Origin of the sequence: Solibacillus silvestris (assembly GCF_051967575.1) — a bacterium.
Taxonomy (GTDB): Bacteria; Bacillota; Bacilli; order Bacillales_A; family Planococcaceae; genus Solibacillus; species Solibacillus silvestris_B.
In genome coordinates, this window is the sequence record NZ_JBQCJW010000020.1 from 44,418 (window position 1) to 64,944 (window position 20,527).

The 20,527-nt window shown below is 40.1% G+C and carries 10 protein-coding genes and 1 riboswitch; all 10 genes read left to right on the forward strand.

Annotation, left to right across the window (positions count from 1 at the left end):
- Positions 1 to 70: 70 nt before the first annotated feature.
- The 10 genes from guaA (ACTHOQ_RS12760) (at position 71) to ACTHOQ_RS12805 (ending at position 19,818) form a co-directional block, all read left to right on the forward strand.
- Positions 71 to 1,381: a glutamine-hydrolyzing GMP synthase gene (gene guaA, locus ACTHOQ_RS12760; RefSeq protein WP_440496538.1), complete on the forward strand. Its 1,311-nt coding sequence runs from the start codon at positions 71 to 73 to the stop codon at positions 1,379 to 1,381.
- Positions 1,382 to 1,882: 501 nt separating this feature from the next.
- Positions 1,883 to 3,433, forward strand: a complete 1,551-nt coding sequence (gene guaA, locus ACTHOQ_RS12765) for a glutamine-hydrolyzing GMP synthase (protein WP_440496529.1) — start codon at positions 1,883 to 1,885, stop codon at positions 3,431 to 3,433.
- 315 nt (positions 3,434 to 3,748) lie between these two features.
- A complete protein-coding gene (locus tag ACTHOQ_RS12770; RefSeq protein WP_440496530.1) occupies positions 3,749 to 5,035 on the forward strand; it encodes a 7TM diverse intracellular signaling domain-containing protein in 1,287 nt (428 codons plus the stop codon).
- The gene (locus ACTHOQ_RS12775) at positions 5,022 to 6,881 is read left to right on the forward strand and encodes an ATP-binding response regulator (RefSeq protein WP_440496531.1); all 1,860 of its coding nucleotides are present in this window, start codon (positions 5,022 to 5,024) and stop codon (positions 6,879 to 6,881) included. The genes ACTHOQ_RS12770 and ACTHOQ_RS12775 overlap by 14 nt, the downstream gene beginning before the upstream one ends.
- Positions 6,882 to 7,228: 347 nt before the next feature.
- A complete protein-coding gene (locus ACTHOQ_RS12780; protein WP_440496532.1) occupies positions 7,229 to 8,068 on the forward strand; it encodes a DUF2382 domain-containing protein in 840 nt (279 codons plus the stop codon).
- A 212-nt stretch (positions 8,069 to 8,280) separates the two neighbouring features.
- Positions 8,281 to 8,382: riboswitch (purine riboswitch) on the forward strand.
- Between the two features lie 138 nt (positions 8,383 to 8,520).
- Complete coding sequence (locus ACTHOQ_RS12785; protein ID WP_440496533.1) at positions 8,521 to 9,855, forward strand: NCS2 family permease; 1,335 nt, start codon at positions 8,521 to 8,523, stop codon at positions 9,853 to 9,855.
- Between the two features lie 386 nt (positions 9,856 to 10,241).
- Complete coding sequence (locus tag ACTHOQ_RS12790; protein ID WP_440496534.1) at positions 10,242 to 14,351, forward strand: DUF8202 domain-containing protein; 4,110 nt, start codon at positions 10,242 to 10,244, stop codon at positions 14,349 to 14,351.
- Between the two features lie 358 nt (positions 14,352 to 14,709).
- Positions 14,710 to 17,760: a hybrid sensor histidine kinase/response regulator gene (locus ACTHOQ_RS12795; RefSeq protein WP_440496535.1), complete on the forward strand. Its 3,051-nt coding sequence runs from the start codon at positions 14,710 to 14,712 to the stop codon at positions 17,758 to 17,760.
- Positions 17,757 to 18,869 carry a response regulator gene (locus ACTHOQ_RS12800; protein WP_440496536.1) on the forward strand — a complete coding sequence of 371 codons (1,113 nt, stop codon included), beginning with the start codon at positions 17,757 to 17,759 and terminating at the stop codon, positions 18,867 to 18,869. Before ACTHOQ_RS12795 ends, ACTHOQ_RS12800 begins: the two co-directional genes overlap by 4 nt.
- 307 nt (positions 18,870 to 19,176) lie before the next feature.
- Entirely contained in the window at positions 19,177 to 19,818 is a 642-nt protein-coding gene (locus tag ACTHOQ_RS12805; RefSeq protein ID WP_440496537.1) for a hypothetical protein, read from the forward strand.
- The last annotated feature ends 709 nt before the right edge of the window (positions 19,819 to 20,527 follow it).

Sequence of the window (20,527 nt, forward strand, 5' to 3'; positions counted from 1 at the left end):
ATACTGCTTAAAAAACATTTGGTAAAGCAGAAGAAAAATAGTAGAATGAATAGGATTAAGAGGAGGTTGTATCAGGTTGAAACAGGATAATATTTTAGTATTGGATTTAGGCAGCAGTGAAAATACAACGATTGCCCGTTGGATTCGTGATTTAGGCGTGTATAGTGAAATCCATCCTCATGATATTACTGCCCGTAATATCCAGGATTTGAAAACAGTTAAAGGAATCATTTTAAACGGCGGCGAGAATAATATTGTTGATGGAGAAGCAATCGACGTATTGGACGAAATTTATAATTTGAATATTCCCGTTATTAGCGTAGGGCATCCGTCCACTAAAGCGTCTAAAACATTGGATGGATGGCCGAACGAGGAAGAAGCGAAAGGCCTTTTAAAAGAATTTGTTTTTGATGCATGCAAAGCTGAAGCAAATTGGAATATGAAAAATTTCATTGAGGATCAAGTTGCATTAATCCGCCAGCAGGTAGGAGATAAAAAGGTGCTTCTAGCTCTTTCGGGTGGTGTGGATTCCTCTGTTGTTGCGGCATTGCTTATTAAAGCAATCGGCAAGCAATTAGTTTGTGTACACGTAAACCATGGCTTAATGCGCAAAAACGAATCTGAAGGCGTTATTGCAATGTTCGAAAAGGATCTTGAAGAAAACCTTGTTTACGTAGATGCAAGCGAGCGCTTTTTAGGCAAGCTGAAAGGTATAAGTGAACCAGAAGAAAAACGCAAAATCATCGGCAATGAATTCATACGCGTGTTTGAAGAAGAGGCACGTAAACTAGAGGGAATTGATTTCCTTGCACAAGGGACAATTTATCCGGATATCGTGGAATCAGGCACTAAAACACATAAAGTTGTAAAATCGCATCACAATGTTGGCGGACTGCCGGAGGATTTGCAATTTAAGCTAGTGGAGCCATTATTCCAGCTATTCAAAGACGAAGTGCGTGCATGTGGTGTTGAGCTAGGGCTGCCTCATGATATGGTATATCGTCAGCCATTCCCGGGTCCAGGTCTAGGCGTGCGTGTGCTAGGGGAAATTGAGCCTGAGCGTCTTGAAGCAGTACGTGAATCAGATGCCATTTTACGAGAAGAGTTTGCTCTTGCAGGATTGGATAAAAAGGTATGGCAATATTTCACAGTAGTACCTAACTTCAAATCTGTCGGTGTTCGCAACAATGAGCGTACGTACGAATATCCGGTAATTATTCGTGCGGTCAATACTGTAGACGCAATGACAGCATCAATCGAACCAATTGATTGGCCGATTCTGCTGAAAATTACGGACCGCATCATTAATGAAGTGAAGCATGTCAATCGTGTGTGCTATGACCTCTCTCCAAAACCGGGCGGCACGATTGAGTGGGAATAATCCTTTAATAGATTTATATTTGTGAGCGGCTGTATTCAAATGAAAGAGCACTGCAATACAAGGCGTGTCCAGGAATTGTCTTTTCGGGCACGCTTTTTTTGGCGGCAATATTTCATTGAAAAATAAGAATATTTAATCAATATTGCTAGCTGTTGATTTTGCTTTTTGTAAAGAGTAAAATTTAAAAAATAAAATGCAGTGTGCCTTCATGTGAGTTTAGTAATAAGGCCTAGATTTTTCAGCTAAGTTACTTTAAAACTTATTTATAACAGTGGTTTTGGGCAATCTAAAAAAAGCCTACTTACTATAATTGGAGGGGGCTGCCCAGAAAGGAATTACTTTCTGGACAGCCTCAACTTCTATGTTAAATATTTGCTTCTGCGGCGGTCGTATTAAGATGCGACCATGCTTTGGCGTAAGGGGGTGTCTCAAAATAGCTTTTCAGACCCCCCTTTTTTGTGATTGTAAACTGCATTAAATATATTAGAAGAGGTGAAAGTTGTGGCAACTCCTTTATTAAAAGAGCAAGAAAAGATTGTCGTTCTAGATTTCGGAAGTCAGTTCAATCAATTAATTACGCGTCGTATCCGTGAGTTCGGTGTATTTTCGGAATTACATGCACATACGATTACAGCGCAGGAAATTAAAGAAATGAATGCGGTAGGCATCGTATTTTCAGGTGGTCCAAACTCTGTTTATGATGAGCAGGCATTCAAAGTAGATCCAGCTATTTTTGACTTAGGCTTACCGATTTTGGGGATTTGCTACGGCATGCAGTTAATCGCACATACACAAGGCGGCAAAGTGGAAAGCGCGGAAAATCGTGAATACGGTAAGGCGGAGATCAATGTTGTAACAGAAAGCAAATTGTTCGGGGACTTGCCAAAGGAGCAAATCGTTTGGATGAGCCATGGAGACCATGTGACAGCAGCACCGGAAGGCTTTGAAGTAATCGCAACGAGCCCTGCATGTCCAATCGCAGCAATCGCAAATACGGAGCGCAAACTATATGCAGTGCAATTCCACCCTGAAGTGCGCCACTCTGTATACGGGAATGATTTACTGAAAAATTTCGTATTCAATGTTTGTGAAGCGAAAGGCGACTGGTCAATGGCAAACTTCATCGATATTGAAATCGCCAAAATCCGCGAGCAAGTGGGCGACAAACAAGTGCTTTGCGCATTGTCGGGCGGGGTAGACTCTTCAGTTGTAGCCGCATTGATTCATAAAGCGATCGGCGATCAGCTAACATGCATGTTCGTAGACCACAACTTGAACCGTAAAGGCGAAGTAGAGCAAGTGATGAAGACTTTCACAGAAGACTTCGACATGAAAGTGATTAAAATAGATGCACGTGAACGTTTCATGAATAAATTGGCAGGCGTTTCCGATCCGGAGCAAAAGCGTAAAATCATCGGTAATGAGTTCATTTATGTATTTGACGAAGAGTCTGCAAAACTAAAAGATATGGACTTCCTAGCACAAGGCACGCTCTATACGGATATTATCGAATCAGGCACAGCGACAGCCCAAACAATCAAATCTCACCATAATGTAGGCGGATTGCCGGAGGATATGAAGTTCCAGTTGATCGAGCCATTAAATACATTATTCAAAGATGAAGTGCGTGCGTTAGGTTTAGAGCTAGGTCTTCCGGAAGCGGTCGTATGGCGCCAACCATTCCCGGGACCGGGTCTTGGCATCCGCGTGCTTGGCGAAGTAACAGAAGAAAAATTGGAAATCGTCCGTGAAGCAGACTATATCCTGCGGGAAGAAATCAAAAACGCTGGCCTTGACCGCGACATTTGGCAATACTTCTGCGTATTACCGGACATCCGTTCAGTAGGCGTAATGGGTGATGGCCGCACATACGACTATGCAATCGGCATCCGCGGCGTAACATCAATCGATGGCATGACATCTGACTGGGCACGTATTCCTTACGATGTATTGGAGAAGATTTCTGTACGTATCGTGAATGAAGTGAAGCACGTTAACCGTGTGCTGTATGATATTACGAGTAAGCCACCAGCAACGATTGAGTGGGAATAGGATCCTCATAGCTTTTGAAATAAAAATATTCATTTGACTGTATTTCAGTACAACCTGAAATAAAGATAAAGCAATTAAAATAAATAGAATCTTTTCCAAAGTGAGGGGAGAAAAAGAGGGATATTGTGTAAAAGCAATATCTCCTTTTTTATAGAAATCCAGTACTGCCGAATCCGGGAAAGTAAATAACCGTCCTAAATATCGAAGAATGCAGGGTGCCATCTTACTGCTTCTTTATTGCTGAAATGCGATTAATTCAAATATGTTAAAATAAGTTTAATTAATATGCATATAGGTGAAGTGGGGAAGAGGGCTTTGATAGATAAGCAGAAACGATATGTATTAGCGTGTATTGCAATGTTATGTATAATGTGGTGGATAACTGATTGGAATGTCTCGGCGGAACAATCCAATGAGGATCTGGTATCGGATATATTTGATTTTAGTGATCAGCTGCAGTCGAAAGATTTCTATGTGAATTTGGATGGGCAATGGCACTTTTTCAAAGAGGAATTTTTAACACCCGCACAGGTAAAATCACGATGGAGCAGCGGAGATGGGCAAGCAGCCGCGCTTCCGGATTCCTTTCAAAGCCATACAGGAAATATCAATTCATTTGGCACATATAGCACAATAATTAAAATTCCTAAAGAATACATAGGGCAGGCATTGGCCATTTACATACCTTATCAATACAGTGCGTACACCCTTTATGTAGATCAGAATGTGATTTCCAAAAATGGTGCGGTAGGGCAAGATTCAACTTCGCATGCTGCTGAAATGTCGCCGAGCATAGGCTATTTTTTTGCGCAATCGGATGAGGTTCTGCTCACAATTCAAGTGTCAAGCTTTAACCATATACGCGGGGGGCTTGAAAACTCGATTTATTTCGGCGAAGCATCGACTGTATCCCGAAAATTCAATATGAATATTATAGCAACGCTCTTTATCAATGGCTGCATTTTTATAATCGGTCTGTTTATGGTTCTCTTTTCTTTGTATCGAAGACAAGAGCAGGCATTTTTTATATTCGGCATGTTTTCTATGCTCATTTCCGCGCGGGCATTATTTGCGGATCCATTTTACTATACGCTTATATTTTCAGACATGTCCTGGCTTTGGGGTACGAGGTTGGAGTATATACTGACTGAGGCAAGCTCAATGTTCTACGTTATTTTATTATGGCATTGGCATAAAGAGGAGTTTTCCAAAAAAGTGATGTACGTGCTGGCGGCTGTTCATATGGCGCTCATTGTCACTACGTTATTTACACAGCCAGTATTTTTTCAAACACTATTCTTCAAAGTGTTTTATTTAGCTGTCCCTACATTTTTCTATTTAATTTATGTGATTTACAAGAGCATACATAATCAAAATAGAAATGCAAAAGTCAATTTGATCGGGATGGGCATTATATTCCTGGCATTTTTCAATGATTTTGCAATCGGGAAAAACTGGTATCAGTCATGGCCGTTAATGTTGCCGGCTGTAGGTGTTTATGTCCTGATTAATGTCATCCTCATGAGCAAGGATTTTGCGGAGCGGACCCAGAAGACGGAGCAGCAAAACAGGCAATTACTAGCCTTGAATGCTTCGAATTGAGGAACTTGCGATTCAGCTTCAAAAGGAGATTAAGCGAAAGGATGAATTTCTTGCCAATACATCCCATGAGCTTCGGAATCCATTGCACGGCATCATAAATATTACACAGTCCATTTTACGGAATAGGAAAAGGCAGTTGGATGAAAAAACCGAAGACGATTTGACCCTTCAGCTGACAATTGGGCATCATATGTCACGGACATTGGAGGATTTATTGGATATAACGCGTCTGAAGGAACACCGGATTCACCTTCAACTGGAGGATATAGATGTCAAAGCTGTTTCCATCGGTGTTATCGACATGCTGAAAGTTCTCATTGAAAATAAAGACGTCCAAATGGAAGTTGATATTCCAGATGATTTCCCGCATGTAGCTGCGGATAAAAGCCGGCTGATTCAAATTTTGTTTAATCTTCTTCATAATGCAGTGAAATATACGGATGAAGGCACCATTACTGTTGCTTCTTATATAAAGGATGGGATGGGGCATATTCAAATTGCGGATACGGGAATGGGGATGGATGAAAAAACACTTCAGACTATTTTCGAGCCATATAAACAAGGAGATTCCAGTATTACCGCGATTGGCGGAGGTCTCGGTCTCGGGCTTAGCATTTGCCGGCAATTAGTTGAACTGCATGGCGGAACATTGCGGGCGGACTCTGTTTTAGGCGAAGGGTCGGTATTTATATTTACGCTTCCGCTAGCCGAAGAATCATCCGAAAAAAGAACAGCACCAATAAAGACCCCGCTAATGAATGGAAGCGAACCTCCTTTAAAAAAAATGCTGGGTGCTATGAATCTAATGATAGAATCATCCGCTAAAACTACTAGGTTTGCATCATACAGGCCAAGAGTTTTGGCAGTGGATGATGATCCGGTGAATTTAAGGGTGCTGACGAATATTCTTTCGGAGGACAAATATGAGGTGGAAGTTGTCACGAGCGGGAAAGAAGCATTGGAGAAACTTGAAGGGAATGAATGGGATCTGGTCATTTCGGATGTGATGATGCCCAAAATGTCCGGGTATGAATTGACTCGTTCGATACGGGAAAAGTTCTCCATATCCGAACTTCCGATTTTGCTCTTAACAGCTCGGGGCCATACTGAAGATATTTACACTGGATTTTTGGCCGGGGCAAACGATTATGTTATAAAACCGGTTGATGCTGTTGAATTAAACGCACGGGTGCATGCCCTGACTGATCTGCAAGTATCAATCAATGAACGGTTAAGGATGGAAGCTGCATGGCTGCAAGCGCAGATTCGGCCGCATTTTTTATTAAATACGCTGAATGCCATTGTTTCATTAAGCGAAATAGATATTTCTAGAATGGCTAAGCTTCTTGACAAATTCGCTCTTTATTTGCAAAGCAGTTTTTACATGAAAAACGTGGACAAGCTCGTCCCTCTGGAATCGGAACTTGAATTAATTGAATCTTATTTATACATTGAGAATGAGCGGTTCGGAAACAAGCTGCGTGTGGAATGGGAAATAGGTAAAACCGAAAATGTCATGATTCCGCCTTTATCGATCCAAACATTAGTGGAAAACGCAGTCAACCATGGAGTATTAAAGCGTATTAGCGGAGGGACGATAATGATACGGATCCAAAGTAATGGCGACTATACGGAAATTTCTGTTATCGATGATGGTGTAGGGATGGATGAGGAGCAGATTAAGCGAATATTCACAATCCAGCCTGATCGAAAAAAGGGAATCGGGCTTATCAATACCGAGCAGCGTTTGAAGCAATCTTACGGGAAAGGTCTGCATATTAATAGCACGCTCAATGTCGGGACAACAATCACCTTCACTGTGCCAAACAATATCCCTTTACAATGATTTCCGGTAGTTACGGACAGGGAAATCGCTTTCATACTTAGCGGCAAACCTATTCAACTCCCTTTTATTATAAGCGACGTGCTTTGGTGGAAGGGAGTTTTTATTTTCTTTTATACCGAAATCATTCGAGAGATTGCTGCATATGACATCACTCTCAAAATTCCCATACTCCTTAGTATTAAAATAATGAGATTAAACCCTCTTTTTCTTTCAATTTCATTACAAATTATTAAATTTAATTCTCTTCAGTTTATCGTTAAAACGAAACAGGTATTTACTAGTATATCCAATCTCATGCGAAAAGTTGGTATGACCAAAATTAACTAATTAAACTGGAGGAATGAAATATGGAAACACGTGATAACAAATTATATGGTATTTATGATAACGAAATGGAATTACAGGCAGAAATGGATCGCCTACGTGCACAAGGTTATGGCGAGGAGGATATGTACATCGTCTCAAACCGCAATGAACAGCTTTCCATGTACCGAGGCTCTACATCTTACGAAAATGATACGAAAGAGGGGTCTTGGTGGGATCGATTTAAAGCGTTTATGATGGGCGAGGATTTAGTGCGAGATCAATATTTTACGCAAATGGGTTTAACGGATGAAGAGCGGATCCGTTACTACGACGATTTACAGGCGGGTAAATATTTACTGTATGTTGATAAAAACTATGGAACTTATTTTGATGAAGGTGCAAAGATTTATGGTGTAAATAATAATTATGACCGTGATTATGAAAAAACGGACGAGGAGCGTTTAGCGCTCCATGAAGAGCGTCTGCATGTTGATAAAAAACGTGTGCAGACAGGTGAAGTGCAAGTCGGAAAACATATAGTGGAAGAACAGCAAACAGTGGAAGTACCTGTAGAGCGTGAAGAAGTTTACGTTGAAAGACGCCCAGTCAATGAGGAAGTAACACGTGATTTGAACGGTTCCGTAAGCAATGGTATGGCCCATGCCTATGAAGAAGAGGGCAAAATCCATATCCCTGTGACAGAGGAGCAAGTGGAAGTAACAAAGAAGGACGTAGTTACGGAGGAAATCATTGTCGGCAAACGAAAAGTGACAGATACGGAAACGGTTTCTGACACTGTTCGTCGTGAAGAGGCGGACATTCATGATACAACAAACAATTTACGCAATTTAGATGATCCATTGAATCGCACGGACCGTTAATAATGAGGATTTTATGAAATATTAGGGGGAGTCTATATTAGTATAGGCTTTCTCTTTTTGATGTGCGGGACTAAACGATATAAAAGGAAAATTTTAACTCGGAAAACATGAAGATGAATTATTTATGAACATTTTTACGAACTTTAGTATATAAATAACAATAAATGTTCGGAAATAGACTTGTAATTTAAAATTTGAAATGATATATTACTATCGTAAATTAAATATGTCGTCGTATAATGCCGGGAATATGGCCCGTGAGTTTCTACCGAATCACCGTAAATGATTCGACTACGATTTATAAATAAGCTTCGATTCCATTACAACGGGTAATCGTTCTTATTTGCCTTAAATCGTAGACATGCAGCGTAAAGCTTTGCGTGTCTTTTCGCTTTTTAAGGATCGATGCACTCAACAAGTTGGAAGACGACAACACGGAGGAAAATTTCACGATGAAAAAGTATTTCGAGTTTGATAAATTGGGAACAAATTACCGCCGCGAAATTTTAGGTGGTTTTACAACATTCTTGGCGATGGCTTACATTTTAGTTGTAAACCCGAGCATTTTAACGCTATCTGATATTGAAGGTTTACCAGATGCATTACGCATGGATTATGGTGCAGTATTTGTGGCAACAGCTGTTTCAGCAGCAATTGGGTGTTTCATCATGGGAATTGTTGCAAGATATCCTTTAGCTTTAGCGCCAGGTCTTGGCTTAAACGCATTCTTTGCTTACACGGTTGTTTTAACAAACGGAAGCCCTTGGCAACACGCTTTGGCTGCAGTATTTGTATCAGGTGTATTCTTCTTACTATTAACGGTTACAGGATTACGTGAAAAATTAATCAACGCCATCCCAATGGAACTTAAAATTGCCGTTGGTGCTGGTATCGGGTTATTCGTTTCGTTTATCGGTTTAAAAAATGCTGGTATTATCATTGCGAGTGAGGCGACAGTTGTCGGTTTAGGTAACTTACACGATGCTGAAGTATTGTTAGCGATTTTTGGTATTCTCCTTACAGTAATTTTCTTAGTTCGTGGAATGAAAGCCGGCGTATTTATTGCGATGGCAATTACTGCAATTGTAGGTATGCTCATTGGGTTAGTTGATTTACCATCCCAAATTGTTTCGGCACCACCAAGTGTTGAACCGACTTTCGGTAAATTATTCTCAGCATTCACTGATCCTGAGTTCTATTCACTAACAATGGTATCGGTTATTCTATCATTCTTATTCGTAGACTTCTTTGATAACGCAGGTACTTTAATGGCTGTTGCCAACCAAGCAGGATTTGTTAAAGACAATAAATTACCTCGTGCAGGTAAAGCGTTAATCTCAGATTCAATCGCTTCTATTTCAGGTTCGATTTTTGGTACATCAACAGTAACATCTTATGTAGAATCTTCGGCAGGGGTTGGAGCAGGCGCACGCACAGGTTTCGCTTCAATCATTACAGGTATCTGTTTCTTATTGGCGCTATTCTTATCACCAGTATTAAGTGTTGTAACAAATGCAGTTACTGCACCGGCATTAATCGTGGTAGGTATTTTAATGGTATCTTCGCTTGGACAAATCGAGTGGAATAAATTCGAAGTAGCTGTACCAGCATTCTTCACGATGTTGATGATGCCGTTAACATCATCAATCGCAACAGGTCTTGCAGTAGGTTTCGTATTCTATCCATTAACAATGGTGTTAAAAGGTAAAGCAAAAGAAGTTAACCCGATTATGTATATTTTCGCAGTGATCTTCCTGATTTATTTAGGTACTGTCGGTTCAATGTAAAATCATTCACCAGTCAACTATTGTTGGCTGGTTTTTTTATTTTGCAGGAAAATATAATTTTGAATCGGACTGAATATTAAAGGGGGAGAGTTCGGTGTCATCTTCTTGCTGTATTTGGCAACAGCAACACATTAATAAAACTATAATTCGCTCCCGATAAGGCAGACAGTTGATAATTCTGTTTACTTTATCGGGAGTTTTTATATATCCAAAATGTTTTGCGAAATGAAATTAATCGATGAAAGTTCCGGAGCGGGAAGCGGGAAATCGGTTTTGTTCAGATTTTGTTTAGCCTAATTATAGTAATGTCGGAAGAGACTGGGGGAGAAAATGAAGGGGAGGGTCGTTAAATATAACTGAATATAGAAAAGTTAGGAGTGATAAAAATGGAAACATACAAAGAACGAAAAAGCTGGTGGCAAAAGGCACTTCCGACAGCGCTTTCCTTTATGCTCGTTGCCAGCAGCCTTTCAGCAGCACCGGCCAGAGAAGTAAAAGCAGCAGCGAATACACTTGCACCAGGTGGAGTAAGCAATGGCTTGATTTCTTGGGTAGATGTGGAGCGGAGTGCGGAAATAGATGGAAATAACGTGACTGCGCTAACGGATTTAGCTGATAATAAACCTTGGGAAAAAGAAAATGATATTTCTTATAATGCAAATGGGATGAATTTTAACGGTGGAATTCAAACAGAAAAGGTAATGTATACCCGTGAGCTCGCTGATTTTAATAAAAATGATTTAGCGCGTGAAGTGTTTTCTGTACAAGCGAGTAAAAACTATAGTGGTTTTCCTTGGGAACTAGGTGGAAAAGGCTCAACAGCTATTTACGGCAGAAATAACAGTATTACAACATATTTCGGTAGAGATAGGAACATAGAGATTGATGTTGGAAATTATGATCTAAAAGATGGGGCAATGTTAAATATTTGGAGTGCGCAAAACGATTGGAGACTTTCGTTGAATGGAAAGAAGTTGCATGAAACAATAGAGAACACACCAAATTTTGAGACTAGCACATCTGGAAGTCGATATTATATCGGTGCAGGTCATTCTAGCCGTTTTAATGGAATGATTGCTGAGGTAATCCTATTTAATCGTAAGTTAGATGATGATGAGAGAATGAAAGTCAATAGTTACTTGGCATTGAAATATGGCCTGACATTGGATACGGATTATGTTGCTAGTGACGGTTCAACAAAAATGTGGAGCGAAGAGTTGAATGGAGGATACGGTAACCGAATTACAGGTATTGGGCGCGATGAAGATGGAGCGCTGAACCAAAAGCAATCGAAAGCTCAAATCCTCAATGCTAACATCACAATTGCATTAGGTAGTGAAATTAAAGCAGCAAATGCTGAAAATCGAAACGTTATAGCAAATAACAAATCCTTCTTCGTATTTAGCGATAACGGCGGTGAGGTTAATTTCAGCACTCCAATTCAAAAAAATCAAGAAAAATTAAAGCGTATTGAACGTGTTTATAAAGTTCAAAAAACAAGTTGGCAAGATACGGACATCACATTAGCAGTAGATAAAGTAGAGAATGCAACAGGATATCCAATGTATTTAGTTGTAAGTTCTGATGATCAATTTAATGAAAGTGATTCTTTCTATGACTTAATAGATGGTAAAGTCACACTGAATAGCGGTCAGCTTGCTGATGGAGCTTATTTTACGATTGCTGCACCAGTTCCGGAAATACAGAACGCCAAGCTTGAACAAGCAGCTGCAGAAGGCAATCAAATTACTTTAACATTCAATAAAGCGGTTGATTTAACGGACGGAGACGGCTTCACAGTAAAAGTCGATGGTCAGGAAATCACATTGGATGCAAACGCAATTACAGTTGACCCGAACGATCAAACAAAGCTCATTATCACATTGCCTCCTAGTACAGATGTATCTAATAAAGAAATTACAGTCGATTATGATGCTAATCAGGGGAACTTGAAGGGAACAAATGGGGTAGCTGTTGAAAACTTCAACAAAACAATCGACAATAAACAGCTGGCTTTAAATGTGGAAAAACCAGCTGGCGATACAGTAACGACAGCTAGACCGGAATTTTCAGGAACAGCAACTCCCCATGCAACGGTTACTGTGAAAATTTCTAGTGATATTACATTACAAGTAACAGCAGATAGTGAGGGGAAATGGAGCATTACACCGGATGCAGATCTTCCTGATGGTGACTACGATATAGAAATTATAGCTACAAAAGATGGGAAAAGCTCTGAAACCGTGAGTAAATCGTTGAAGGTAGATACTGTAACACCAGTTTCCTATGAAAATGCATTTACTATTACAAAGCCAGATGAAGTGACAAACTTTTCGAGACCGACGATCAGTGGAACGGTTGAAACTTCAACAACGACACCATCGACAGTTTCAATTGAATTAAAAGATGCTAACGGTAATATAGTCGCAACGGCCGATTCTGCTTCGGTTACAGTAAATACAGATGGCACATGGTCATTTACACCACCGGCGAATTTGCCGGATGGCGAGTACACAATTACTGCCACTGCAACAGACGGCACAAATACTGCTACTAAAACACATACATTCACAATTGCTACAGCACAAGCAGTGAACAAAACAGCATTGCAAAATAAAGCGGACGAGCACTTGAATTTAAACGCCGGCAATTACACACCATATACGTGGTTGAACTATAATACGGCATTACAGCAAGCGCAAAACGTACTAGCGAATCCAAACGCGACACAAGCCGAAGTGGACCAAGCTTTGACGGAATTGACAGCGGCACAAAATGCGCTTGTACTGGTAGTATTGCCAGGCAGAGGGTTAATTAGCTTAATACCTTCAACCGGTTCATTAAGCCCGAACTTCCAAACAGATGTGACGGATTACACTATGTATGTAGGTAACTCGACAGCTGTCATCGGATTTGGCGCGCTGCCTGTAGAATCTGGTGCCACAGTGTCGACAACAGTGAATGGACAGCCTGGTACGTTAGGGCAAATCCCATTGCAGGTTGGGGCAAATGCAATTGAAGTTACAGTGACGGATGCAAACGGATTTGTGAAACGCTATACAATCACTGTATACCGCGATGCCTATACGGATGGCGGTACATGGACACCTGCACCGGCTCCAACACCAACGCCTGCACCAGCACCAGAGCAGCCGCAAAACAACAAAACGATTATCCGTGTTGATTTGGAAGTGGATGGCGAAAATCCTCTGGAAAAGACGACAGTGGAAATTGAACGTACATCGCATTCAAACGGTGAAGTGACGGACTTTGTCAATTTAACTGCGGAGCAAGCATTTGAAGCTGTAGAAAAAGCGAAGCAAATCGGCAACACGATTGCGCGAATTGTTATTCCAGATGCACAGGATATTGTTGATCAAGTAAATGTGGAGGTGCCGAAAGAGGCTCTGCGTATTTTACGTGACAACGGATTGGATTTGGAAATCTCAACGGATAATGCACATATTGCGATCCCGAACAGCTCAATGGATGGAGTGGAAGATAACTTCTACTTCCGTCTCATTCCTGTGAAAAAGGAAAGTGAGCGCCAAGCAATCGAAGAACGTGCACGCATCGAAACTGTTGTACAGGAAACATTACAAAGCGATAACGTAAATGTTGTTGCGCGTCCAATGACAATTGAAACAAACTTGCCGTCACGCCCGGTAGCCGTGACATTGCCTTTACGTGGTGTCACATTGCCGACAGCGGAAGCGGATCGTCAAGCATATTTAAATAGTTTGGCAGTATTCATCGAGCATTCGGACGGCGAGAAGAAAGTGGTACATCCAAAGGTTGTCACAATGCAGGACGGCGACATTGGACTTCGCTTTACAGTGGAAAAATTCAGTACATTTACAATCATTCAAGTAAAAGAAGAAGTGCATTCACATACACCTTATATACGAGGTTTTGAAGACGGCACATTCCGTCCTGAAGATAATATTACGCGTGCACAAGCGGCACGTATGATTGCGCGTATTTTAGGCTATGAAGAAGGTACAAAAGCAAACGCTGCACCATTCAAGGATATTCCAAACACGCATTTTGCGGCAGGCGAGATTGCCTTCGTTAAGTCGGCAGGCATTATGGATGGGGATGAAAACGGCAATTTCAATGCAACGAATAACATTACCCGTGCACAAATGGCAAAGGTTGTCGCAAACTTCAAAAAGCTGGCGGTGGAGGAAAATGCCGCAATTACCTTCACGGACACGAAAGGCCATTGGGCACAGTGGATCATCGAGGCAAACCGTGATGCAGGAATTATTAGCGGTTACCCTGATGGACGCTTCGCACCGAATGAAGCGATTACCCGTGTGCAAGCTGTGCGCATGATGAATCGCATGCTTGAGCGTGGACCGCTATATGGGGTGCCAAATGAAAGCTTCTCGGATGTACCGAAGACACATCGTGCATTCAATGATATCGAAGAGGCAGCACGTGCACATTCCTATAGTATAGATGGAAATCAGCAAGAACAATTTATTAAATAGTGTGTGAGAGAAGCTGTCAGGAAAGCGAGCATAAACTTGCCTTCCCGGCAGCTACTTGCATTCTCGCAAATAAATTGCATATTTTCGACCGATTTTTTTAAGTATACATAAAAAAGGGTTTGTTTAAGATGATTTTCGTTACAATATGCATAATTTGTATAGCGCTAGGATGGCTAGTGCATAAACATAGGCAAAGAAAAATTAGGCTGGAAAAGAAGAAAGCGATGCTGCAGCGTCTCGATATTTTGCTGAAGTCCAATCCATCAAAAACCTCTTTCGAAGATTCGAAAAAAGATGCTGATTCATAGGAAACAACCGTTATACTGAAAGAAAGCGAATATATGGAAAGGGTTGCATGATGAGAAAATATATCCTAGTTGCAATAAGTATTGTCATGCTGTTTGCGTTTGTATTTTTTATTGGCAATCGACACTATTTATTTGACGGAAATACCATAACGGCTGAAAACGGATTTGCTTCAATTACCGAAGAGCAATTAAAAGAAACGGTAAAGCTTGACGGGGAATGGGCTTTTTATCCGAACGAATTCATCGAATCGAATGAAGTACTAGAAAACTATTCGCACAAACTTATAACAGTGAAAACTCCAGGCGATGTAAGTGAATATATGAAATCGAATAGTGAAGGAATAGCTTATGGTACATATTATTTGAAAGTAGAAGTCCCGGCAGATGGCCAGTATGGATTGTATATTAATACGATTCGCCAGGCGAACCATATTTTTATTAACGGTGTAGATGTAGGAGGGAAAGGGCAGCCTTCCCGTGCTTTACAAGATTATAAACCTGAAAATGCAGATAAATATTTGGTTTTTTCACAAAGCGAAAGGAAAGAGCTGCATATTTTAATAAATGTAAGCGTTAATAACTATCCGCAAGCAGGCATTATGTATCCAATCGAATTTGGGACTGTGGAAAAAGTGCAAACACTATATATGAAAAAGCTTATGTTAAATGCTTTTACTAGCTTAGGTTATATTATATTAGGAATAATATATAGCATCGGTTATTTACTTAAACGTAAACATAAAGAGGAATTATTTTTCGGTTTATTTGCGATTTTATGCGGGTTTTATATGTCCTTTATAAACGAAAAAATATTTTTTTTACTTGTCCCGACAAAATTGCTCGCGCTTGAAGTTAGTTTACAATTAGGAATTATTCCATTGGCTCTTATATGCTTAACATTGTTTATTTATAATATGTACCCACAGATGACGAAAAAATACATTCTTTATTTAATATTGGCTTTACTCTTCATTATTTTTATAAAAGATGCTATTTACAATCCATTTTACAAGGGAAGGGCTACGTCTGGGGAAGAGCTGAATTTCAGGAAGCTCAAATATATTGCATTTTTGGTTCCTGCTTTTATATACAATGCTGTTATTTTAATACGAGTCCTTATCCATCAGCTTGAAGAGGCTAAATATGTGCTGATTGTTGCGGTGGCTGTGGGATGTTACGGTTTTTTGCTGGCGCTGAATTTTATAACGGACATTCCATTCAATTACAGTGAGTTTGTGCTATTTATTGTCATCTTGCTCAGTTTTTCTTTACTGTTGAATTACCGGGCAAATGCAGCATTCATCAAAATCGAAAATTTAACGAAGGAGCTCGTTTTGCATAATCAAATGAAGGACGAGTTTTTGCTGAAAACTTCGCATGAGCTGCGGACGCCTTTAAATGGCATATTGAATTTGTCCAAATCTTTAATGGAAGGATTGGAAGGGCCATTAAAGAGGGAACAACAGGAGCAAGCGATCTTGATCCATAATGTGACGAACCGATTAGGGCATCTAGTGGATGATTTATTGTTCTCGTCGCACCATATGACAGGGGAAATTAAGATAGCGCCTGCTGCAGTGCCTGTCGAGGTAATAAATGAAGTCGTCGACGAAATAAAAAGTGTGATGCCGAACAATTCGCATGTGCAAATTTTGGCGGCAGTCGATACGGCATTGCCGCCAATGTGGACAGACGAGCTGCGTTTTAAACAAGTTTTATATAATTTGCTGCATAACGCAATTCAGCATACTGCAGAAGGAGAGATTGCTGTCACTGCCTTTGTCCGGCAACAACAGCTGGCAGTTCAAGTAAGTGATACGGGTGCAGGTATTGACGTAGAAAATATCGAGCATATATTTGAGGCATTTTATCAGGCGCCAAATCAGTCGAAAACGGAAGGGCTCGGATTGGGCTTGAGCATCGCAAAAAATATTGTACAAAAACTAAATGGTGAAATTTATGTAGAAAGCAAGGCGGGGCAAGGTGCGATATTTACCTTCACAATGCCTTTAGCAAAAGAGGAGCAGCAGCAATATCCAATGGTAACAAATGCATTAGCAATGAAACATACAGCTTTACCCCAACTGCAATTGCCGCTCATCCATAAAGGAAGCGATAAAACTATTCTGATCGTTGATGATGACCATACGAACATTAAAGTATTGTTTGATGCATGTGCTGCGAAAGGCTATTCTGCTGTAGCAGTGGATAACGGCTTTGACGCACTGCGGTACATCGAGAAAAACAAAGTGGAGTGTGTGCTGACCGATTTATTGATGAAGGAAATGTCAGGCTACGAACTTTGCAAACGAGTGCGCAAACAATACGATATGCTGGAATTGCCGATAATCGTGTTGACGGCGATTATGAAGCAGACCGATTTATTGATGACATTGCAGGTTGGGGCAAACGATTATTTACAAAAGCCGATTATTATGGATGAATTGTTCATCCGGATTGAGTCCTTATTGGCTATAAGGCAGTCTTCCATTGACGCGATAGAAACGGAAATGAATTTTTTGTATTCACAAGTAACACCGCATTTTGTTTATAACACGCTGAATACGATTATCGGCTTGAGCTACACAAATGTGGAAAATACAAGGGAGGCGCTTTACTGCCTGGCAACCTATTTCCGTGCGAAATTAAATGTCCACTACCGCAATAGCAGGGTACCGCTGGAAGAGGAAATTGAGCTGGCAAAAGCTTATTTATATATAGAAAAAATGCGATTCGGCGACCGGCTTACTGTGCATTACGATATTGATGAATCCGTTCATTTAATGATTCCTGCGCTATCGCTTCAGCCGCTGATAGAAAATGCTGTCGTCCATGGCATTTCCAAGAAGGAAGATGGTGGAGTCATCGAGCTTAGCGTAAAGCGTGACGGTCAATTTGTCCGTATTAAAGTATCGGATAATGGCGCGGGGATGTCGGAGGATAAGCTTCAACAATTATTAAGCGGGAAAGGCTCACGCATCGGCTTTACGAATCCGTGGAAAAAATTCGATCTTCTAAAAAATGTCAGCATGAATTTAAACAGCAAGGAAGGGCAAGGGACAACAATCATTATTTTATTGCCAAAGGAGGAAGGACTATGAATATAGTAATAATCGATGATGAGCAGATGGCGATTGATGTGCTGCAAATTATGCTGAAAAATATTCATTCGCTCCCGATTACAATAAAAGGGGCCTTCACAAATGCCAGCCATGCTTTCAGGTTGTTTGAACAAGAACGGATCGACGTTGTTCTGCTGGATATGGAAATGGTTGATATGCATGGGTTACAAGTGGCAAAACAGTTGTTGGCAAAACAGCCGTCCCTTCTCGTCATTTTTGTGACGGCACATATGCAATTTGCCGTAGATGCTTTCGAAATAGAGGCAACCGATTATTTATTGAAGCCCGTGCATGAAAAGCGATTGCTGAAAGCATTGACAAAGGCAAAGGGAAAATTGGATTTGCAGCAAAGGGTGCTGGTGGAAGATGAGCAGCCGGAATTTTACATCCGGGCTTTGGATAGTTTCCAATTATTGAATCAAGAAAAGCAGACGATGAAATGGCGCACGAAAAAGGCGAAAGAATTGTTTTTATACTTGTGGCTGTATCAGCAAAAGCCTAATTTAAACGTTTTGATCATGGAAATTTTATGGCCGAACAGCGAATATGACAAAGGCTCCGCCAATATGCATACGACAATCTATCACTTGAGAAAACTGTTTAAGGAAAATGGCGTTGAAAATCCGATAGAGCTCGTAAACAACCATTACCGATTGAATATCAATGTAAAGAGCGATTATGAGGAACTGCAGGAAATACTTAATAAAGAAAAACATAGTGAGCTGGATATACAGCAAGTATTGAATATATATCAAAGCGATTTTTTGGAAAACGAAGATTATGATTGGGCTATAAAAATCAAAAATGATACGAAGCAGCAAGTTTTGCATGTGCTGGAGCGCTATGCCGAAAATCCGACAACCGAAAACACATTATTAAAACTGAGCTGTCTGCAAAAGATTCTTCTATTGGATGAATACAACGAGCGGTTTATGTTTAAAGTTTTGCAGTTTCTAATACAGAACAACCGGAAGATGGAATGTATGGAATTTTATAATGAAATAAAAAATAAATTAGAAGAAGATTTGAAAATTCCCGTACCTAAAGAAATTGAACAGCTGTATGAAAATTATATGGAAAACAGTTAATAGGGGCTTTCCTGCAAAAGTCGAAAAAGCGAATATGCAGGGGAGGGCAGAGGGCAGTTGCATATGCCGGAGATTACAATAGTTTGCAGCTCGCTATGAGACTGGCTGACTTATATTTTAATGGCATATAAGCCGATTTCAACATTATATAAAAAAAGCGATTGTGCTTGATAAGGTCTTTTAGAGGATAAATTTAATTTCTCTAAAAGACCTTTTTTGACGAAAAAAAGCGGATTTTGTTGAAATTTGTTCAGTATTTGTTTAGTTCAACTTTTTATACTTGGGGAAAACAGTTGGGGGATTGAAAATGTTGAAAAGTTTATTGCAGGAAAGAGTCGCTCGTTTTCATACGAATGTAAAGGAGCTTGCCAATGGAGAAGATGTATTTGGCATTCAAGCAACTTCATTGACGGTGTCGGACAGGAATGTCGCGGTAGGCTATGTGGTGGATAAAAAAATCTTCCTAAAAGGGGTGCACCCTGGGGAAACGATGATTAAATTGACGGACGGCGATAAGGAGGCATTTATAAAACTTACTGTGCACAATACAGGAGCAATCGTCGCGGAAATTACGCCTTATATAGGAAATAAAAATGTCGTGCCTGTTTATTTTAAGAAAATTTTAGGTGAAACAGCAGTGGCTGTCGATCTTAAAGGGGCATTGGCAAACTATTTAATTTCTGAAGGCAAAATAGATGCAGATAGTTTAATAGAGGAAGTCCATTACGAATCGATGCATCCGAATGTTATCGATCATTCTATTGATGGCCGTTTCATACTAGGCTACCATATTAATGGATTGCCTTTAACTAATAAGCAGGAATATGCATTGGCGAATCGTATTGTTACATTGAAATTTTCTAAGATAAACTATCGCTACAACGGTTCAAAGAAAACTTTAAATGAAAAAATAGCAATTACTTTTAAAATAACAGATGGGGTTTTATAGGATTTTTAAAAGATCGAACTTCAATGAACAGTAGTTTTGATAAGCAGGACATGCAAATTCAGCGGCAGTTGTATTTTAATCGCATTTCTGTGATCTGGCTTTTGCGGGCAGTTGCCTCCCTTCAATAGTTTCTGATTTCCAAATCGGCAGGGAGGGAGTCTAGCCGCTAGTTAGTGTCGTATAAAGTTAGAGGAGTTTCAACTATTATGGAAGTGAGCTGAGGAATGAGATGTTTTAAACGAGGTGGGCGAGAAGATAAATGTGTGAAATTTTTCTTTAATATTTCGGGGCAGGCTTTTAATGTAATGATAAAAGTGCGATTTGTTTTTATATGTTATTGTATCTATCTGATTGCGATGGATTAGAGGCTGTATTATACGTAAAATAAAAAAGCGGAAATTTCTTTAACAAAACTATTGATTTATATTTTCAGGTGGTGTATATTATTAATTGTCCTTAACGACACGGAGAAATGAAAACAACGAAAAAGTTTTTGTTGACATCAAGTTAAGGATAGCGTATAGTATGAAAGTACCTATTCGAAAGAAGTGGTATGACAGTAATATGAACCTTGAAAACTGAACAAGCAACGTTAATGAAACAAGCTTCTTAAATGAAGCAAACAATAGATGTCAGCTTTTAGTTAAGCTGGATCGCTAGCAAAGCAAATGAGCTTTCAAACTACTTTTATGGAGAGTTTGATCCTGGC